The organism is Streptomyces sp. URMC 126 (assembly GCF_051386555.1).
In the GTDB taxonomy this organism is placed as follows: Bacteria; Actinomycetota; Actinomycetes; order Streptomycetales; family Streptomycetaceae; genus Streptomyces.
Map to the genome: position 1 here is coordinate 1 of NZ_JBPQTX010000135.1, position 17,644 is coordinate 17,644.

The following is a 17,644-nucleotide window of genomic DNA, read 5'->3' on the forward strand; positions in this document are numbered from 1 at the left end:
GCGGTGAGGGTGTCGTTCACTCCGGTGCTGGCGCCGATGCCGCGCGGGATTCTGGCCACCTGTAGCGCCCGCATCCGCCCCGGGGTTTCGGCGGGGGCGGTGCGCGAGGCGTACGAGAAGGCGTACGAGGGGGAGCCGTTCGTGCGGTTGCTGCCGCAGGGATGCTGGCCTTCGACGGGGGCGGTGATCGGTTCGAACGCCGTTCAGGTGCAGGTCGCCGTGGATGAGGCGGCGGACCGGGTGATCGCGGTCAGCGCGATCGACAATCTGACCAAGGGCACGGCCGGCGGCGCGGTGCAGAGCATGAACATCGCCCTCGGGCTGGCCGAGGAGCTGGGACTTTCCACGACAGGGGTGGCTCCGTGAGTGTGACGGCGGCGAAAGGGTTCACGGCGGCCGGAGTGGCCGCGGGGATCAAGGACAGCGGCGCGCCGGATGTGGCGTTGGTGGTCAATGAGGGGCCCTCGCGGGCGGCGGCGGGGGTGTTCACCTCCAATCGGGTCAAGGCTGCTCCGGTGCTGTGGTCGCAGCGGGTGCTGAGGTCCGGTGAGGTGGCGGCGGTCGTCCTGAACTCCGGTGGCGCCAATGCCTGCACCGGCCCCGAAGGCTTCCAGGACACCCACGCGACGGCGGAGAAGGCCGCGGAAGCGCTGGGTTGCGGCGCCGGCGAGGTCGCCGTGGCCTCCACCGGTCTCATCGGCGTCCGGCTGCCCATGGACAAGCTCCTGTCCGGCATCGACAAGGCCGTGGCCAACCTGTCCGCCCATGGCGGTGAGAAGGCGGCCATCGCGATCAAGACGACGGACACGGTGCACAAGACGGCCGTGGCCGAGCGGGACGGTTGGGTGGTCGGGGGGATGGCCAAGGGTGCGGGGATGCTCGCGCCGGGGCTGGCGACCATGCTCGTGGTGCTGACCACGGACGCCGACGTCGATGCTCCCGGTCTGGACGAGGCGTTGCGGGGCGCGGTGCGGACGACGTTCGACCGGGTCGACTCCGACGGGTGTATGTCCACCAATGACACCGTTCTGCTGCTGTCTTCGGCCGCGTCGGGGATCGTTCCGGACGCGGAGGAGTTCGCGGGGGCGGTGCGGGAGGTGTGTGACGATCTGGCGCGGCAGTTGATCGGGGATGCGGAGGGGGCGAGCAAGGACATCCGTATCGAGGTGGTCAACGCGGCCAGTGAGGAGGACGCGGTGGAGGTGGGGCGGTCCATCGCGCGCAACAATCTCCTCAAGTGCGCCATTCACGGGGAGGATCCGAACTGGGGGCGGGTGTTGTCGGCGATCGGTACGACCTCCGCCGCTTTCGATCCCGACCGGCTGAACGTGGCGATCAACGATGTGTGGGTCTGCCGCAACGGCTCTGTCGGCGACGACCGCGACCTCGTCGACATGCGCTACCGCGAAGTACGCATCACCGCCGACCTGGCCGAAGGCGACGAATCCGCCGTCATCTGGGCCAACGACCTCACCGCCGACTACGTCCACGAGAACAGCGCCTACTCCTCATGAGCACCACGACCACCAGCGGCGGCACCCGCAAACACACCGCCCTCCCCAAGGCCCGCATCCTCGTCGAGGCGCTGCCCTGGCTGACGCGGCACCACGGCAAGACGGTCGTCATCAAGTTCGGCGGAAACGCCATGGTGGACGACGAGTTGAAGGCCGCCTTCGCCCAAGACGTCGTCTTCCTCCGGCACGCGGGGCTGCGGCCGGTCGTCGTGCACGGCGGCGGGCCGCAGATCAGCGCGCAGCTCGACCGGTTCGGCATCGCCTCGGAGTTCAAGGCGGGGCTGCGGGTCACCACGCCCGAGGCGATGGACGTCGTACGGATGGTCCTCGCCGGCCAGGTCCAGCGCGAACTCGTCGGCCTCCTCAACCGGCACGGCCCCCTCGCCGTCGGCCTCACCGGCGAGGACGCCCACACCATGACCGCCACGCGGCACTACGCCCGCATCGACGGCGAACGCGTCGACCTCGGCCGCGTCGGCGAGATCACCGCCATCGACACCGGTGCCGTCCAGGCCCTGCTCGACAACGGCCGTATCCCCGTCGTCTCCTCGATCGCCCGCAGCGCCGAGGACGGGCACGTCTACAACGTCAACGCCGACACGGCCGCCGCCGCGCTCGCCGCCGCCCTCGGCGCCGAGACGCTGATGGTCCTCACCGACGTCGAGGGGCTCTACGCGGACTGGCCGCACAGCGACGACGTCATCAGCCGCCTCACCGCGACCGAGCTGGAAGAGCTGCTTCCGGAGTTGTCGAGCGGCATGGTGCCGAAGATGGAGGGCTGCCTGTACGCGGTCCGCAACGGAGTCGCCAACGCCCGTGTCATCGACGGGCGGGTGCAGCACTCCATCCTGCTGGAGATCTTCACGGACGAGGGCATCGGCACGATGGTCGTCCCGGACGCGCCGGACGCGCCGGACGGGCGGGGCGCGCGGGACGGGCGGGGCGCGCGGGAGGTGGAGGACGCGCCGGGCGCGCAAGGTACGCCGGACGTCCGTGACGCGTCCGACGCCCCCGGCACCGACCGGTCCGCGCGGACCGGGAACGGGAATCCCTCATGACCGACGCCACCGAGACGACGGGCGAGCCTGCGATGACCGACGCAACCGACGCGACCGCGAAGAACAAGGCGACCGCGAAGAACAAGGCGACCGCGAAGAACAAGACGACCGCGACCGACAAGGCGACCGACACGAGCAGCTCCGCCGGCCCAAGCATCTCCTCGGGCCCAAGCATCTCCGCCGAAACGAACAACGCCGCCCTCACCCGCCGCTGGCAGCACGCCCTGATGGACAACTACGGCACCCCGCGCATCCCCCTCGTACGCGGAGCGGGAAGCACCGTCTGGGACGCCGACGGCAAGGCGTACCTCGACTTCGTCGGCGGTATCGCCGTCAACGCCCTCGGCCACGCCCACCCCGCCGTCGTCCGGGCGGTCTCCGAGCAGATCGCCACCCTCGGTCACGTCTCGAACCTCTTCACCGCCGAGCCCACCGTCCGCCTCGCCGAGCGGCTGCTGGAGCTCTCCGGGCGCCCGGGCCGCGTCTACTTCTCCAACTCGGGCGCGGAGGCCGTGGAGGCCGCGTTCAAGATCGGACGGCGGACGGGCCGTCCGCACATGGTCGCCGCCCAGGGCGGTTTCCACGGCCGCACCATCGGCGCCCTCGCCCTCACCGGCCAGTCGGCCAAACAGGAACCCTTCCTCCCGCTCCCCGGTGACGTCACCCACGTCCCCTACGGCGACCCCGACGCCCTCCGCGCCGCCGTCACCACGGACACCGCCCTCGTCGTCCTCGAACCGGTGCAGGGCGAGAACGGCGTCGTCGTCCCGCCCGCCGGCTACCTCGCGGCGGCCCGCGAGATCACCCGGGCCACGGGCACCCTGCTCGTCCTGGACGAGATCCAGACAGGTATCGGACGCACGGGCCACTGGTTCGAGTGCCTCGCCCAGGGCGTCGAGCCCGACGTCGTCACCCTCGCGAAGGGCCTCGGCGGCGGCCTGCCCATCGGTGCCACCCTCGCCTTCGGCGACGCGGCGGGCCTGCTGACCCCCGGTCAGCACGGCTCGACGTTCGGCGGCAACCCGGTCGCCTGCGCCGCCGCGCTCGCCGTCCTCGACACCCTGGCCGCCGAGGACGTCCCCGCGCGCGCCGGGCGGACGGGGGCCCTGCTCCGTGACGGGATCGCCGCGCTCGGCCACCCGCTCGTCGACCACGTCCGTGGCGCGGGCCTGCTGCTGGGTATTGTCCTTTCCAAGCCCCTCGCACCGGACGTGCAGCGGGCAGCTCAGGAAGCCGGTCTCCTGGTGAACGCGGTCGCGCCCGACGTGGTGCGGCTGGCTCCTCCGCTGATCATCACGGAAGATGAGGCGGAGACGTTCCTCCGGGTGCTCCCCGGCGTCCTCGACGCTGTGGCCGCTGCCGCCGCCGAGGCAGGGGCGCCGCCGCAGCCCTGACGGGGGGCTCAGGAGAACCACGATCCGGAGACTGACGAGACGATGACCGAGGCGCAGGAGACCGAGCCGGCCCAGGGCGGACAGGCCGTGCCGCAGACCCGCACCGCACGCCACCGCCGGATCGTGGACATCCTCAGCCGGCAGGCCGTCCGCTCCCAGAGCCAGCTCGCCCGGCTGCTCGCGGACGACGGCCTGTCCGTCACCCAGGCCACCCTCTCCCGCGACCTCGACGAACTGGGCGCCGTCAAGATCCGCAACACGGGAGGCGAGCTCATCTACGCCGTCCCGGGCGAGGGCGGCGACCGCACCCCCCGCGCGCCCCTCGGCGAGTCCGCCACCGAGGCCCGCATGGGCCGCCTGGCCGCCGAGCTCCTCATCTCCGCCGAGGCGTCCGCCAACCTCGTCGTCCTCCGCACTCCGCCGGGCGCCGCCCAGTTCTTCGCCTCCGCCATCGACCAGGCGGGCGTTCACGAGATCATCGGCACGATCGCGGGCGACGACACGGTCCTGCTGATCAGCCGCGACCCGGTGGGCGGCCAGGCGCTGGCCGACCACCTGCTGCGGCTGGCGCAGAAGGAGCGCTGAGCGGGCGGACGGGCGGCCACCCCGGGCGCGGCCTCAGCGCCTGTGGGAGGACCGTGGTTCCCCAGGGGCCCTCCCCTCGCTCCTTCCTCACGGGCGCGTCGTGTGCTGCCTGGGCAGAGGGATCCCCAGCCCCTAACGGGTGAATGGGCGGGATGTCGGGGACATGACCGTGAGGTCCCTGCTGTCCTGTCCTTGGATCCCGACGTCATGTCGACGCGGGCCGGCCGTTCCCTTCGATGAAGGAGGACATCGTGCGACGCACCGCCACAGGCTCGACATCCACCGCCCGTACAACACCAGGGCAGCGGTCCAGGCACTCCGACAGAGGGCGCGGCAAGGCCGCCTCGCGGAGGCCGGTCACGGCCCTGTTCGCGGCCGTCACGCTCGTCGCCGCAACGTTGCTGGGCCTGGCCGCCACCCCGGCGGCCGCCGCCGACTGTCCGTCCCAGAACCTCTGTCTGTTCACCGGGCCCGACTTCACCGGCACCCAGTTCAACATCTATCGGTGCGACACCTACGCGCTGTCGAACTGGGAGGGGTACGGCTCCTGGATCAACAACCAGAGCCCGGGTACCCGCGCCCAGTTCCTGGACCAGAACAAGAACGTCGTCTACACCACGCCCGGCGCCTACTCCGCCGCCTCCAGCTACGACTGGACGCCCGTCTGGTACGTCCGCAACTGCTGATCGCGTCCGCGGCGGGAGCCGTCGCGACAGCCGACAGCATCCAGCACCCTCACCCCCTCGCCCCCCTCACCGCCTCGCCCGGGAGGTTCCGACAGGCACTCAGAGCGCCCGTTCCGCCGCCCACCGGGGAAGGTGCTCGAAGAAGTCCACGGCCTCCGCCCGCCACCGCGTCCGCCAGCCCGCCGCCTCGGCGGACGCCGTCTCCGCGAGCCGGCGCAGGTCCGAGCGGACGCGGGTGTCGACGCCGTGGCGGCGGGCGATGTCCCGGACGCGGCCGACGGCCGCGTCCGGGCAGTCCGGGTCGCCCAGGGCCTGTTCGACCACCGCCCGCTCCCGTCCGGTGGCCGCCGCCAGAGTCGCGTGCAGTACGTAACTGCGGCGCCCCGCGCGGAGGTCCGAGCCGGAAGGCTTGCCGACGGTCTCCTCGTCCCCGAAGAGGTCCAGGTAGTCGTCGCGGAGCTGCCCGAGGACGCCGACCGGGGCCGCGTACCGGCGCAGCCGCTCGTCGTGCGCCGCGAGGTCCTCGCCCGCGACCAGGAGGCCCATCCGCAGGGGCGCGAGGATCGAGTAGCGGGTGCTCTTGTAGTCGGTGACCGTGTCCAGGAGGTCGGTGACGTCCGGTACGTCGGCGCCGGGCCGGGAGAGGGGAGGGGGCGGGAAGTCCCGTTCCAGGTCCATCACCTGGCCGACGACCGTGTCCGCCGCCGCACGCGTCTGCACATCCAGCAGCGCCTGCCGCAGCTCCGCCGGGACGGGCGCGTCCAGCAGCACCCGTACGGACAGGAAGGCGGCGAGGTCCCCCGCGAGCAACGCCAGTCCGAGGGCCGTCCGCTCGTGCTCCGGGAAGTCGTGGCGGTAGGCGTAGTACGTCGACGGTCCGCCGCGGCGCGTCGGCGCGTCGTCGATGATGTCGTCGTGGACGAGGCCGTGCGTCTGGAGCAGTTCGATGCTCAACGCCGCTTCCGCCAGCCCCGGAACGTCGTCGTCCGGAGTCACCAGCCGCGCCCCCTCGTGCAACAGCGCCACCCGCAGCCGCTTCCCGCCGCGCAAGGAGAGATCACGGAGGAGTTCGAGGGCACGCGGAGTGAACCGGCTCACCGGCGGCGCGCCGACGTCCGCCGCCAGCGCGTCGAAGTACGCCGCGAACCGGGCGTCGAACCGCTGCCGGTGTCCTGCGAGTCGGGTAAGGGCCGCGGCGGTGAGCTCGTCGTTCATGCCGGACATTCTCGCTGGTCAGGGGAGTGGTGCCGGGGGCCGGGGCGCGCCTGGCGCTTGGAGGCGCGGTGGGGCCGCCGCCCGGCGGGGGGGCTCCCTGCTCCCGACGCGGCGGCCGGGGCGCCGGAGGGCCAGGTGCGCGGCGGTCCTGGCGGGCCGGCGCCCAGCGGGCCAACCGCCGGCGCCGAGGCAGCGCGGGCGGCCGACCCACCGGCTTCGGCCACACGACGTACAGGCGCCGCAACGAAGTCGAGCGAACCATCGATGCCCTCAAGGGCCACAGGGCCGTAGCCACATGCTGTGACAAGCGAGCGTATGACTTCCACGGCACCGTCACTGTTGCCGCCGTGCGCCTCTGGCTCCGCTCGTGACTCGTTGCACACCCGGTCCGACGGCCGGGCGACGCGGTCACCGCCCCAGCACAGCACCGCCGTTGCTGTTGAGGAACTCGCCTGTGATGTCGCCGGCTTCGGGGGGGGCCAGGAAGGCGACGGCCGCGGCGATGTCCATGGGCTCGCCCACTCTGCCGATCAGGGTCTGGTCCCGGCGCCTGGCAAGTTCCTCCTCGTCGGCGGGTGTGCCGAAGAACTCGGTGCCGGCGACGAACCCGGGCACCACGACATTGGCCGTCGCACCATGCGGCCCCAACTGCCGCGCGAGCGTGTGGTTCCATGCCAGCAGGGCCGCCTTGGCGGCTCCGTAGGCTCCGTTGCCCCGCAGGGCGGCAACGGAGCCGATGGTCACCACCGGCCGCCGGGCCGTGCCAGACGCGGCAGCAATGCCTCGGTGAGCAGGACCGCCGGCGGGACGTTGCCGTCGAAGACCCGCCGCCACCGCTCGGCAACCGCCTTCAGGCTCCCGTCCTGCGCGGGCCCACCCCGGCCGTCCGCGTTGTTCACCAGCACATCGACGTCCGCCGGAAGGTCGTCCAGCGCCCGCTCGACCTCCTCCGGCACCGACAGGTCCACCGCAACGGCCCGCACGGGATGAGCACCCTCGATCTCTCGTACTGCCGCACGCAGGACCTCCGCCCGCCGCCCCAGAACAGTGACCTTGTCGCCCTGCCGAGCGAACCGCTCGGCGACGGCCCGGCCGATGCCGGTGCCGCCACCGCTGACCACTACGACACGTCCCGCCCCATCCATCAGCCCCTCTTCACTCCTGCCTTCTCCGACGCACCTGCCACCAAGATCCCCACCTTGTCTCGGACACCCGTCGGCCTCGGGCCGGAATGCGAAGTACCGCAGCGACCTCCAGCACCGTCCCTGGCTCGATGGCGCACACGGAACCCACAGGAGGAGGGAGGCCGCGGCGGATTTCCCGGCGAAAGGACCTCTCCCCTCCCGTCGCACGCGGGTGAGATCACCGCTCGGCATCCAGTACCGCCGACAGGGCGTTCTCATGACCCGCCGGACAAGGCCTGGCCGCGCTCACTCTCCTCGCGGTCCGCCGGCGCAGGGCCCCCACCCCTCGCGTCGTCAACGGGCGTGCCCTGCCAGGCTGCTCCTGGGTTGGCCTCGCTCGCCCAGTCCCTCTTCGCCTACCGCTACCTGCTGCTCTGCCCTGCCTGCCCTGGCCCTGCTGCTCGCGACGGCCGCCACCGTCACCCCCTGTGGGTGCGGGACCCTGCGCCTGGACGACGCTCCCGGGGCCGCCCTCCTCCTCACCGGCGCCCCGACCTCGGCAAGGCCCGGACGGCCGCCGGGCTCGGCGCCTTGGACCGCCTGCCCGGTCCTCCTGAGCGAGCGCCTGAACCGCACCCGCCGCGTCTGGCACATCACCTGCAACCCCCTTCTCCGCCGACACCCGCCGGGCCGCAGCCAGGAACAGGCCCTCACCCACGCCGGTTTCTCCCCGGCGTACCACCACAGGGCCTGGGGTACCGACATCTCCCTGGAACAGCGCTCCCCGACGAGGCAGCTCGGACGGGACGCCCGCCGGCTGAGCGCCGGACGTCCCCTCCGAGAGGCTTCCTCGCGCCCGGCGTCTCCGGCGGATCCCTTGAGGCAGGTCCGGCCTCCGCCGGGAAGCGCACCCCGTGCGATATCGGGAGGGGCACGGCCCTCACCAGTGGGTGAGGTCGACCACCCGGGAGCAGTGCGGATCGGCCGCGTCCGGCGCGCCGCGTTCGTCCTCCCTGAGCAAGGACGGCAGGGCCGCGAGCAGGGCGGTGACGGCTCCGGTGAGACGGATCTCGGCGGCCAGGGGCCTGCCGGGCGCGTCGGTGGCGCCGGCGGCGACGGGGGCTTCGGCGGCGTCGAGGTAGAGACGGAGCCGGTCCCGGCCGGTGAAGAGGAAGCCGCGGAGGCGCAGGTCCGGGTGCTCTCCGGAGCCAGGACCGGGTACGGATCCGGGTAGGGCCGCAGGGCCCACAAGGGTACGAAGGACGCGCAGCGCGGTGTCGTCCTCCGTCTCGGCGGCCTGTTCCACGGCTGCCGGGTCCACCCTGACGAGTTTCATGCCCATCACGGTGCCTACACGGTCACTCGGGTGGAAGCGGGTGCCCGTCAGCAGCGTGCGCAGAATGCCGATGGCGTCGTAGGCGGTCAGGGGGCCTTCGCCTGTGCGGAGCGGGAGTTCGTACACGATCGGTCCGTCGGCCGCGTGGGTTCCCGCGCGCCCTACGGCGAAACGGATCGCCTCGGCCGGCGGCGGTACCGGCAGCACTCCTCGGAGGTGCAGGTTGCCGGCGAGCGGCGCGTGGATGTGGTGGAGCAGGAGGTGGACGACGACCGCCTGCTGCTCCGCTGTCTCCTGGCACGTGGACGTCACTTGTCGGGCGGGCCGGGGCATTCCGCTCACCTCGCGTCCTCGTCCGTTCCGCCCGCGGCGCGAGCGAAGTCGGCGAGGGCGCGGAAGTCGGGGCCGCGCAGGCCGATACGGGGGTTGACGTGGTGCAGGAGTGCCCGGGCGGGGTGGTGGGCGGTCACGTACGCCTCGTCGTGGTCGCTCTGTTCGTCGTCGACCCATGCAAAAGGACGGCCGTCGGCGTACTCCACCAGGGGAGCGGTTTTCCAGTGCACGCCGTCGGGTCGTTCCCGGAACAGCGCCGCCCTGAAGTCGACGAAGGGTAGCTCGGGCAGGCCGAGCACCGGCGCGATCCACCGGTTGGCGTGCGCCGTCCAGGTCGTGGCCCAGCACAGCTCGTAGCCGAGTCGGAGCAGGGCTCGCCCGTGCTCGGGGTTGAGCCACAGCCGCAACGTGCTGCTACGGGAAAGGAGTTCATGCCGGCCCGCTACGGCCTCTCGGGGCACTCTCAGGGTGGTGTAGCCCTCGGGGCGTCTCTCCGGCTGTGCGGCGTAGGGGTTCAGCGGTCCGTCAACGTCGAGGAAGAGGAGTGGTCGTCGGCTCACGTCCTTGATGACGGCTCGGTCGTGGAGTGAGGTTGCCGGTGGGGGGAGGAGGGGGCGGTGCGGAATCTCCCTGTGCGAATGTTCGGTGCGGAGTCTTCGGCCGACACCGCCCCGGGTGCTGCCGCCGCCGGGCACGCGGCCCTCGCCTGCCGAGGCGCTTGCGGGTGCGCTGTCACGTTCCGGGATGGTGACGGTGGGCAGCGCCACCGGCCCCCCCCGGAGCGTCACGCACTCGCCCCTCTTCTCTTCCGCAGTGGCCAAGGTCGACTTGGTTCGTCACGCCGAGCGCGGATCGGCTCCCGGGGCAAGCGGTGGGTGTCGGCACTCTTCTGCACCGAAGGGCGCGGGCGGGCAGCGGGGGATCGGTGGTGGTGGCGGCTGCAACGGCGGAACTGGCACCAGCCGGGCCGGGCGCATACGGGCGCCTCGCACCCGGAGGCCGGGGCGGGGCCGGTGGTGCCGACGAGCGGGAAGGGCGCGGTCGCAAGGGCGATACCGTCGAGACCACCTACGGCGTACCGGGCCGACACGACCACGACGAACGCCCTTCCGGCGACGAGGGCGGAGCCGACAGGAACGGGGTTGCGCGGGCGACGTCAGGTCGACGCTGTCCGCGTCCTGCCGGGCGTCGCCCACCGGGCGTATCCCCACACTCGCGGAAGCGGCCCGGATGCCCGTTCTACGGGAGTTTTGCGGAAGACTACGGAATTGCGCGAGATTCTTCCGGTTCTGCGGCAGGCGCCGTAAAGAAAACCTCATTCCGGGAAGCCCACCATTGCGTGCGTAGATCACCGCTGGTAGCGTCGCCCGCGAAAAGATCAAGATATTGCCTTGTTTATCGGAGGGGCGACCCTGTGAGCGTGCGCAACAAAGGAATATCCGCCGCGATGACGTTCGCCATGACCGGTGCACTGTTCGGCATCGGTATTCAGGCGGCGCAGGCCGACTCCCCGAAGAGCGAAAGAAATGTGATACCCGCGTCCGCGCCGAAGGCGGCGGACATGGGCGTCGCCACCGCCGGAGCCGACGAGATCTGCGCCGTCCTGGGCATCGGCAGCGGCGCCGCCGGCCTCTCCAAGGCCCTGGCCAAGGGCGCCTCCTGGGTGGGCATCGGGGCCAGCATCGGATGCTACGCGTACACAAAGGCCAAAAACGCCACGCCCGCCGAGAAGCGCGCGGCCATGATTAAGTCCTACAAGAACTACCAGGCGAAGAGCGACCTCAAAAAGCTCGAAGCGCTTGGCTATTACTGCCGGAAGAAGGGTGGCGGTGGCGGTGGCGGCACCGACTTCGCGCCCCTTGACGCGGCCGTGCGGCACAACATCGTCATGCCGATCGGTTACCGGGACATCAAAATGAAGGGCGTAACGTACACGTGCGGCAACACCAGGGATTGACCGGCCGCCGCGCCCGGGGCCAGGGCGAGCGGCTGCTGCTCTCCCTGGCCCTGGTCGCGGTGAGCCTCCTGTGGATGACCCGGCCCCTCGCCACTTGGGCGCTGGCCGCGTGCTGGGTGGGCACGGCGGTGGGCGTGCTGGGGACGCTCTGGTTCGGCTGGCGCTACTTCGCCTCCCGCGGCGCCGCACGCTGAGGCCGGCCGGCGGCCCCCCGGGTCGCCGGCGGTCAGGAACCGAGGCCGCCGGCTCTGAGGGCGGCGAGGAAGGCCGACCAGGCGGCGGGGGCCGTGGTGAGGATCAGTGACGGCTCGTCGGGGTGCTTGCTGTCGCGTATGTGTATGGCGTCGGGCTCGTCATCAGTCACCTCTAGGCAGTCATTGGAGGTTGCACTATGCGTGCTCTTGCGCCAGATCATGAATATCTGTCCTCAAGCACCCTGTGAATGAAGCGCTTTGACTCTTCGGGGGACAGGGCGTCCGCATGCAACTGGTCGTAGAGGTTGACGTAGAGCGCGATCTCGCGAGGTTTCGTCACGAAAGACCCGCTGTTCATAGATTCCTGGTACACGACGGTGCGTCCGTCGGCAAGTGTCCAGATGGTAGCCCAGGCCAGACCCGGAACGACTGCGCGGTTGGCCGAGAATGGCAGCACCTGTACCGCCACGCGAGCGCGGTGACACTCCTCCAGCAGGCTCACAAGCTGGTCACGCATGACCTGTTTTGGGCAGACGGCCCGGTAAAGGGCTGATTCGTCCAGAACACATCGTACCCACGGATAGTAGGGGCCGTCGATAACCCTCCGCCGAGCGAGGCGAACGCCGACTTTCTCGTCCAGGTCCCCACCGAAGAAGGGGACCCCGGCTTGGAGTAGGGCTGTCGCGTACTCCTTCGTCTGGAAGTACCCGGGGATCACATGGGTGTACAGCTGGATTCGCGTGGCCTGGCCCTCGATGCCGTCGATGTCCTCCGGCCACTTTTTGTCCCAGCTTCGGGCCAGAAACGGCCGCATCTCCACCAGGAGACCGCCCGCACCCAAGGCCTTGTCCAGCAACTCCGTGATGTCTCTCGGCGGCGCGTCCTCCGCCCGCTCGAACTGCGCGATCCGGCTCCCGGAAAGCCGCACCTCATTTCCGAGATCCGTCTGAGACCAGCCGCGCGCGTCGCGTAGAGCGCGGATCTTCGCTGCGAACCATTCGTTCAAGTTGGTGGGTTCGATCCGCTTTGGTGCGGGCACAGTTGTTCGCCCCTCCATTGAAGCCGGGCATCCCTACAACGGGAGCGGCCTTCCTACAGCCGTTACTCCTGGTCACGGTACCGCTGCGCGGAGATGCTGGGAATCGAATCGCAAGATCCCGCGAGAGGAACACCAGCATGGACAAGCCACCCAGCCCACCCCACCAGCGGACGCCCGCCGTGGGCGAGTTGGTGGTCGACGCGCGGCGTGAGCGCGTCGGGCAGGTCACCGACAACGGTGAGGGGAGAGTGCGGTTGCGGCCGCCGACGGGAGGGGACGCGTGGGAAGCGCTGCCGTGTGACGTGCGGCCGGCGACGGACCAGGACGCGTGGCGGGTGTACCGGCCGTCGCGGTGCGCGGAGTGCCGGGACATCAAGCGGCGACGCAGCCTCGCGCTGGGGGCGGGTGACCTCAAGACGGCGGTGGAACTGACCGAGGCCATGGGAGTGCACCTCCGAGCGGCACACGCGTAAACCACTGGCGGGCGCGGGTCCCGGGTATGAACAACGCACACCCGGGACCCGCCCGCATTCATCCCTCGACCGGTTCCCGGCGCACCGCCGGGGAGACCAGGGGCGGGAGTTCGTACAGCGCACGCGAGGGATCCCCATGAGTGGTGCGGCCGCTGCCGTGAGACCACGTACGGAGCGGACCGGGCGGCCCGACGCGGCGTCGTTCGCGGGGCCGAGGACGAGGTGTGCGCGGAGTCGCGCGGGCGACGTTGGCGCGCGGCGACCGGCGGTGGCACGGGGAGGCATATCTGCGGGCCCGGGGGCGTGAGTTGATCCGCAACGTCGTCGGCGGGCCGGCCGGGGGAGCGGCGCCGAACTCGCCTTAGGGCCGGCTGCCGATGCGGCGGGCGCCTGCAGACCGTTTCGTCCGGACGCTCGCACCGCAGGCGTGAAGGTGCCGCACCGCAGCGCAGCCTGTCGATTGGCGGTTGCTGCTGTCGGACGTATGGCCGGTGGATCCGGTACGGCGTCGGCGGGCGGTGATTCCGGACACCGTACGGCCGGAGACGCCGGGGGTACGCGGTAGAGGCATACGCCGGGCTGATGCGGGACGGGGACTTGCCGGTACGGCCGCCACTGGTGCTGGACGCCCGGGAGCCGGACGCTACGGCGGTACTTCACCGGCTGCGCGCCTGTGGGATGCCCGTGCCGACACGGGTGCGCGGCTCGCTGCAGCCGGCGGTGTCGGACGCGCCGTCGTCGGGCCGGGAGACACGGCTGCTGTCGGCGGCGCTGGTCGGTGCCGGCGCGCGCGAGTTGTGGCGGCCGGTGACCGGGCGGCACGCCCCCGTTCGCGCCGGTGCCGCTGCCGGAGGAGACGCCCGTACGCCCGTACGCCCGTACCCCCGTACGCCCACCGGCCGACGGCCGTGCTGACGCCTTGGCGGTCCGGGGCCCACAGTCCACGGCGGAACTCGCCGAAGCCCTGTACGGGGTGGCGCCGCACCGGCCGGAAGCGGTGTGGGTGCTCGGCATGCCGGCCTGGCCGTTCACGCCCAAGCGGCGTTCGCGGGGCTGCCGTTGCCGCGCGGGAGTTGACACGGGAATTCCCGCTCCGGCGGGGGAGCGGCGCCGACTGCGCACGGGGCGAGGACGGCCGTTCCGCAGGCCGTTCCGCAGGCCGTTCCGCAAGCCGTTCCAAGGGACCCTTCCCGGGGAGCGTTCCACCGTGGTGTTCCAGACACGCGCGTTCCCAAAGCTGCCTGTACCCCGCCGGCCGGACGCCGCCTTCCCGTTCCCGCGTCCCGAAGTGCCCGTTTTGGTAGCGGACGGGACGCCTGTTCCCGCAGACTCAAATGGTTCAAGTGTTCAGGAAGCCGACCCCCGTGAAGGAGATCTTCCCTTGACCACTCCCTTGACCACTCCCGCTCGACGCGCCGCCGGTCTGCGCACGGTAACTGCGCTGTTAGCCGCCCTGTGCGGAATCATCGGTGCCACCGTGCTCGGCACGAGCCCGGCGACGGCGGCCGACCAGCGCCAGGCGATCTATGCCATCGCGCACCGCGTGGACACCGTGGAAGGCGTGGACGCCGCGCTCAACCACGGGGCCAACGCCATCGAGATCGACGTCTGCGCCTGGTGGAACCCGAACGAATGGCGTGCCTACCACGATTGCTCCTCGGCCGGTGAGAACCGGCGGGGCCCCAGCTTCGACAGCATGATCGACCGCATCCTCGCCAACGCCAACTCCGGGCGCCGGCTGGCGCTGGTCTGGCTGGACATCAAGGACCCCAACTACTGCGGCGAGGCCCCGAACCGCACGTGCAGCGTCGCCGGGCTGCGCGACAAGGCGCAGCGGCTGACGGCCGCCGGGATCCAGGTGCTCTACGGCTTCTACGAGTACCACGGGGGCAACACGCCGGACGTCGGCGGCCGGGGCTGGAAGAGCCTGGAGGGCAAGCTCGGCAAGCTGGAGGGCATCACGACGACGGGGACGCGCGACAAGGTCCTCGACGCCTTCAACCGTTCCGGCGCCGGGTTCCCGGCGGGCCGGCGGGTGATGGACTACGGCGACACCAACCTCCCCAACGGCTTCGGGAACTGCACCGAACCGACCTGGAACACCTGCGCCGAGCTGAAGAAGGGCGCCGCCGACCGCGCCGCCGGACGGCTCGCGGCCACCCTGTCCTGGACGGCCACGTACAACGACCCCTGGTACGTCGACAAGCTGCTGGGGGACGCCCGGGTGGACGGCATCATCGCGGGTTACGGCAGCTACACCGGTGAGCACGAGTACGACAACGGCTGGCAGTGCGCCAACGCGATCAACCTCATCCGCGACTGGGTGAACCGCCACAGCGGCACGCACCGCATGGCCACGAGCGCCGACCGCTTGTTCAAGTAGCGATAACGGCGGGCGGGGGAGGAAGCGGGTCCGGCTACGGAAGCCCGTCTTGGGCCGGGCCCGTCCGGACTCCACGACCGGCCCGGTGCCCGAGCCGGCGGCCGGGCCCGCGCCCCCCCGGGCAGTTGAGCGGCTGGTGCCGGACGAGTTATGGGAGCTGTTCCGACGAGTGGTGCCGGAGGTACCGGTACGGCCTCAGGGCGGTGGCCGTCGTCGGCATGGTGACCGGGAAGTGCCGGCCGCGATCGTGTTCGTGGCCACGGCCGGCTGCATGCGGCAGCGATCTGCTACCGGGAATTCACCGGAAGAAATCGGGTTCCCGTCGACAACTGCCGGGCAACCAGGGGGCCTCACTGAAGTCCGGCGGCGCAGAAGGCCAGTGTCGCGAGACCGGCTACGGTCTGGGCCGCCACACTCATCCGGTATCCCAGCCGGTACACGCCGATCGCCGAGAGCAGTACCACCCCCACGAACCCTGCCGCATACGCGAAAGCCGGCGTCACTGAGGTGTGAGGGTCCGGTTCGAACGGGTTGAAGTCCGTTTGCGCCAGGCCGGTCAGCGGTTCGCTGCTTGCGGGAGCGTTTCCGTACATTCGCGTACAAACGCGCACCGGGGTTTGAGACCCGGCGAGAGCGCGGCAGTTCCGCCCTGGTCCGTTCCGGAACCGGTTCAGGGGGCGGGCTGTCCGGGCGGGGTGGGGAGTGTTTCGACGGTGCCGTTGAGCCGTGCGCGTTCGGCCGCGAGGACGGCCAGGTGGGCGGCGAGGGATTCGCGCGGGCCGGACTTGATCGGCGTGGGATCTCCGGTGGCCACGGCCTCGACGAAGGCGTCCATGAGCCCCGCGTCCCCGCCGCCGTGACCGTCGGCCCCGGCCGTCGTCCCCTGCGGCCGGGGCGTGATCTCCTCTTCGCCGCCGGTCAGGAAGTCGTGGACCCGTACGGTCCGGCCGTCGCCGTGCAACTCGCCGCGGGTGCCGAAGATCCGGGTCATGCGGGGGCCGCCCTCGGTGAACGCGGTCATGGTGAAGGTCGCGGTGACACCGCCGGGGAATTCCATCGCGACGACCTGGTGGTCGACCGCGTCGTTGTCGCAGGCGTACACGCACCGGCCGTACGGGCCCGTGCGCAGGGCCCAGTCCAGAGCCCGCGGGGTGAAGTCGTCGATGACGGTACTGAGCGGCCAGTGGTGCTCGCCTCGTCGGAGCATGCCGCCGTAGAAGTGGACGGCCGAGTAGGGGCAATCGGCCGTGACCGGGCACTCCACGCACCGGTCGGCCGCCCCGGCGGGCCGGTTGGCGGGGGTGAAGTGCGAGAGGCGGCCGAAGCCGGCGACCCGCCGTGGTGGCTGGCCGACGATGTACTGGAGCCAGTCCAGGTCGTGGCAGGACTTGGCCATCAGCATGGGCGTCGCGGTGTCCGCGCGGCGCCAGTTGCCGCGGACGAACGAATGGGCCTGGTGCCAGAATCCGACCGGTTCCAGGTGCTGGACGGTGGCGATGTCGCCGAGCCGTCCGGAGTCGACGACGGCTTTGAGCGTGCGCGTGTAGGGGGTGTAGCGCAGGACGTGGCCCACGGCGAGCATGACGCCGGCCTTCTCCACCGCCTCCACGAGGCGGCGGCAGGAGGCCTCGTCCGGCGCCATCGGCTTCTCCAGCAGGATGTGGTAGCCGAGGGCGGCGAACGCCTCGGCGGGCTGGAGGTGTTCACGGTCCAGGGTGCAGATCAGCACCGCGTCGGCCATCCTGCCGCGAGCGGCGAACTCCCTCCAGTCCGCGACCGCGTTCCCGGGCGCGATGCGGTGCGCTTCGACGAGCCGCGCGCGGCGTACGGCACGTGGCTCGGCCACACCGACGACGGCCGCCCGGTCGGGATGGCGCAGGACCCACCCGGCGTATCCACTGCCTCGATCACCGGCACCTATGACCAGGAGGGAAACAGGCGGCATGGCACAACTCTACGGACGGCCCCACACCCCGGGAGAGGCTTTCGGGCAGCGTCCACCGCGGGAGGCGGGGCGGGCGGACACGGAGGGCGGCGGACAGGTGTACGCACCCGCAAGCGAGCCCTACGCGCTCCGCCGCCACGGGAAGGACCGGTACCAAACCAAAAAAGCCCTCTGACCTGCGGTTTCCCGCAGATCAGAGGGCTTTTTCCCGGTCGGGACGGCGGGATTTGAACCCACGACCCCTTGACCCCCAGTCAAGTGCGCTACCAAGCTGCGCCACGTCCCGGTGCTCGTCCGGCTCGGGCTGGTGCCCTTGCCGACCGCGCAAGAGAACAATACCGCACGCCGAGGGGTGGTCGCGCACGGGTTTGGCGGGTGCGGAAGGCGGGCGGAGGGGGCGAGGAGGGG

The 17,644-nt window shown here is 71.3% G+C and carries 19 protein-coding genes, 1 tRNA gene and 3 pseudogenes; 13 read left to right on the forward strand and 10 right to left on the reverse strand.

Features of this window, described 5'->3' with window-relative positions; translation table 11 throughout:
- The 6 genes and pseudogenes from ACSNOK_RS17770 to ACSNOK_RS17795 all read left to right on the forward strand — a co-directional run.
- Nucleotides 1-366 (forward strand): Asd/ArgC dimerization domain-containing protein (locus ACSNOK_RS17770; protein WP_436781675.1); only part of this gene is annotated, 366 nt, incomplete at its 5' end.
- Nucleotides 363-1,514, forward strand: coding sequence for a bifunctional glutamate N-acetyltransferase/amino-acid acetyltransferase ArgJ (gene argJ, locus ACSNOK_RS17775; RefSeq protein WP_436781676.1), 1,152 nt, complete (start codon nucleotides 363-365; stop codon nucleotides 1,512-1,514). The genes ACSNOK_RS17770 and argJ, both read left to right, overlap by 4 nt.
- Nucleotides 1,511-2,425: pseudogene (gene argB / locus ACSNOK_RS17780) on the forward strand (acetylglutamate kinase); the annotation flags it as partial. The gene argJ and the pseudogene argB, both read left to right, overlap by 4 nt.
- Nucleotides 2,426-2,568: 143 nt before the next feature.
- Nucleotides 2,569-3,966: an acetylornithine transaminase gene (locus ACSNOK_RS17785; RefSeq protein WP_436781677.1), complete on the forward strand. Its 1,398-nt coding sequence runs from the start codon at nucleotides 2,569-2,571 to the stop codon at nucleotides 3,964-3,966.
- A gap of 42 nt (nucleotides 3,967-4,008) precedes the next feature.
- Nucleotides 4,009-4,551, forward strand: coding sequence for an arginine repressor (locus ACSNOK_RS17790; protein ID WP_436781678.1), 543 nt, complete (start codon nucleotides 4,009-4,011; stop codon nucleotides 4,549-4,551).
- A 251-nt stretch (nucleotides 4,552-4,802) separates the two neighbouring features.
- Complete coding sequence (locus ACSNOK_RS17795) at nucleotides 4,803-5,237, forward strand: peptidase inhibitor family I36 protein (protein WP_436781679.1); 435 nt, start codon at nucleotides 4,803-4,805, stop codon at nucleotides 5,235-5,237.
- A gap of 99 nt (nucleotides 5,238-5,336) precedes the next feature.
- Here ACSNOK_RS17795 and ACSNOK_RS17800 read toward each other — a convergent pair whose 3' ends face one another.
- On the reverse strand, nucleotides 5,337-6,452 hold the full coding sequence (locus ACSNOK_RS17800; RefSeq protein ID WP_436781680.1) for a polyprenyl synthetase family protein: 1,116 nt from the start codon (nucleotides 6,450-6,452) through the stop codon (nucleotides 5,337-5,339).
- Nucleotides 6,453-6,616: 164 nt separating this feature from the next.
- Here ACSNOK_RS17800 and ACSNOK_RS17805 point away from each other — a divergent pair.
- Nucleotides 6,617-6,823: pseudogene (locus tag ACSNOK_RS17805) on the forward strand (IS5/IS1182 family transposase); the annotation flags it as partial.
- Between the two features lie 37 nt (nucleotides 6,824-6,860).
- Here the strand turns inward: ACSNOK_RS17805 and ACSNOK_RS17810 are convergent.
- The 4 genes from ACSNOK_RS17810 to ACSNOK_RS17825 all read right to left on the reverse strand — a co-directional run bounded on the left by ACSNOK_RS17810 (nucleotide 6,861) and on the right by ACSNOK_RS17825 (nucleotide 9,805).
- Nucleotides 6,861-7,196 (reverse strand): SDR family NAD(P)-dependent oxidoreductase, encoded by a 336-nt coding sequence (locus tag ACSNOK_RS17810; protein ID WP_436781681.1) that lies wholly within the window; start codon nucleotides 7,194-7,196, stop codon nucleotides 6,861-6,863.
- Nucleotides 7,193-7,597: an SDR family NAD(P)-dependent oxidoreductase gene (locus ACSNOK_RS17815; protein WP_436781682.1), complete on the reverse strand. Its 405-nt coding sequence runs from the start codon at nucleotides 7,595-7,597 to the stop codon at nucleotides 7,193-7,195. Before ACSNOK_RS17815 ends, ACSNOK_RS17810 begins: the two co-directional genes overlap by 4 nt.
- A gap of 919 nt (nucleotides 7,598-8,516) precedes the next feature.
- On the reverse strand, nucleotides 8,517-9,224 hold the full coding sequence (locus ACSNOK_RS17820) for a hypothetical protein (protein ID WP_436781683.1): 708 nt from the start codon (nucleotides 9,222-9,224) through the stop codon (nucleotides 8,517-8,519).
- Between the two features lie 26 nt (nucleotides 9,225-9,250).
- Nucleotides 9,251-9,805: a hypothetical protein gene (locus ACSNOK_RS17825; protein ID WP_436781684.1), complete on the reverse strand. Its 555-nt coding sequence runs from the start codon at nucleotides 9,803-9,805 to the stop codon at nucleotides 9,251-9,253.
- Nucleotides 9,806-10,659: 854 nt separating this feature from the next.
- On the opposite strand from ACSNOK_RS17825, the gene ACSNOK_RS17830 reads away from it, so the two are divergent.
- Entirely contained in the window at nucleotides 10,660-11,202 is a 543-nt protein-coding gene (locus ACSNOK_RS17830) for a hypothetical protein (RefSeq protein WP_436781685.1), read from the forward strand.
- Nucleotides 11,199-11,396: a hypothetical protein gene (locus tag ACSNOK_RS17835; RefSeq protein WP_436781686.1), complete on the forward strand. Its 198-nt coding sequence runs from the start codon at nucleotides 11,199-11,201 to the stop codon at nucleotides 11,394-11,396. The genes ACSNOK_RS17830 and ACSNOK_RS17835 overlap by 4 nt, the downstream gene beginning before the upstream one ends.
- 32 nt (nucleotides 11,397-11,428) lie before the next feature.
- Here ACSNOK_RS17835 and ACSNOK_RS17840 read toward each other — a convergent pair whose 3' ends face one another.
- Nucleotides 11,429-11,617 carry a DUF397 domain-containing protein gene (locus ACSNOK_RS17840; RefSeq protein ID WP_436781687.1) on the reverse strand — a complete coding sequence of 63 codons (189 nt, stop codon included), beginning with the start codon at nucleotides 11,615-11,617 and terminating at the stop codon, nucleotides 11,429-11,431.
- On the reverse strand, nucleotides 11,614-12,402 hold the full coding sequence (locus ACSNOK_RS17845; RefSeq protein WP_436781688.1) for a helix-turn-helix domain-containing protein: 789 nt from the start codon (nucleotides 12,400-12,402) through the stop codon (nucleotides 11,614-11,616). The genes ACSNOK_RS17840 and ACSNOK_RS17845 overlap by 4 nt, the downstream gene beginning before the upstream one ends.
- A 170-nt stretch (nucleotides 12,403-12,572) precedes the next feature.
- On the opposite strand from ACSNOK_RS17845, the gene ACSNOK_RS17850 reads away from it, so the two are divergent.
- The 4 genes and pseudogenes from ACSNOK_RS17850 to ACSNOK_RS17865 form a co-directional block, all read left to right on the forward strand.
- Entirely contained in the window at nucleotides 12,573-12,908 is a 336-nt protein-coding gene (locus ACSNOK_RS17850) for a hypothetical protein (protein ID WP_436781689.1), read from the forward strand.
- Between the two features lie 582 nt (nucleotides 12,909-13,490).
- Nucleotides 13,491-13,823 (forward strand): hypothetical protein, encoded by a 333-nt coding sequence (locus tag ACSNOK_RS17855; protein WP_436781690.1) that lies wholly within the window; start codon nucleotides 13,491-13,493, stop codon nucleotides 13,821-13,823.
- Nucleotides 13,824-14,289: 466 nt separating this feature from the next.
- On the forward strand, nucleotides 14,290-15,291 hold the full coding sequence (locus ACSNOK_RS17860; protein WP_436781691.1) for a glycerophosphodiester phosphodiesterase family protein: 1,002 nt from the start codon (nucleotides 14,290-14,292) through the stop codon (nucleotides 15,289-15,291).
- A gap of 85 nt (nucleotides 15,292-15,376) precedes the next feature.
- Nucleotides 15,377-15,562, forward strand: a pseudogene (locus ACSNOK_RS17865) (hypothetical protein); the annotation flags it as partial.
- Between the two features lie 79 nt (nucleotides 15,563-15,641).
- Here ACSNOK_RS17865 and ACSNOK_RS17870 read toward each other — a convergent pair.
- From ACSNOK_RS17870 to ACSNOK_RS17880, 3 genes are all read right to left on the reverse strand, one after another.
- Nucleotides 15,642-15,884, reverse strand: coding sequence for a hypothetical protein (locus tag ACSNOK_RS17870; RefSeq protein ID WP_436781693.1), 243 nt, complete (start codon nucleotides 15,882-15,884; stop codon nucleotides 15,642-15,644).
- Between the two features lie 77 nt (nucleotides 15,885-15,961).
- On the reverse strand, nucleotides 15,962-17,236 hold the full coding sequence (locus tag ACSNOK_RS17875) for a Gfo/Idh/MocA family protein (protein ID WP_436781692.1): 1,275 nt from the start codon (nucleotides 17,234-17,236) through the stop codon (nucleotides 15,962-15,964).
- Nucleotides 17,237-17,448: 212 nt separating this feature from the next.
- Nucleotides 17,449-17,522, reverse strand: a tRNA-Pro gene (locus ACSNOK_RS17880).
- Between the last annotated feature and the right edge of the window lie 122 nt (nucleotides 17,523-17,644).